Source organism: Methylophaga pinxianii (genome assembly GCF_020447225.1).
Taxonomy (GTDB): domain Bacteria; phylum Pseudomonadota; class Gammaproteobacteria; order Nitrosococcales; family Methylophagaceae; genus Methylophaga; species Methylophaga pinxianii.
The window spans coordinates 1-535 of record NZ_JAJAEO010000059.1; the positions used below are offsets into that span (position 1 = coordinate 1).

The window sequence follows — 535 nt, forward strand, 5'->3', positions numbered from 1 at the left end:
AAAAAGCCGAAGGATCAAATCTGGCATTTCTGGATATCATGTCTTGTGGTCTTGGGGCCGTTATTCTTGTGTTTATGCTGGTCAAGCACAAAATTGATGAAACCCCGGTTGAAATTGATAACCTTAAACAAGATATCAGTCAGCTGGAACAAGTAAGAGACGATGCCGAAACAACATTAGGTCAAATACGAGAGCAGTTGGCGAGTGAAAATGCCCGTTATCAGGCATTAAAAAAGCAACTGGATGAGAAGCAGTCGACGCTTGCCAGCCAAAGCCAGGAAGTTCAACGTTCGGAAAATGAGTTAGAGGAACTGAAGTCCAGTATTACCTCTATCGAAATCCCTAAACAGCAAGCTGATCTGGTCGAAGCGCCCCGTATTAACGAAGAAAACTACCTGTTAGGCCTCAAGGTTGAAGGCCCCAAAATTGCTATTCTGGTGGATAGCAGTGCCTCAATGACCAATGAAAAACTGATTGATATTATTCGCACCAAAAGCAGCTCCTCACAAAACAAACAAAATGCTGCCAAATGGCA

Annotated in this window: 1 pseudogene; it reads left to right on the forward strand. The window is 43.4% G+C overall.

Annotation, left to right across the window (positions count from 1 at the left end):
- Window positions 1-535 (forward strand): annotated as a pseudogene (locus LGT40_RS00270) (VWA domain-containing protein); the annotation flags it as partial.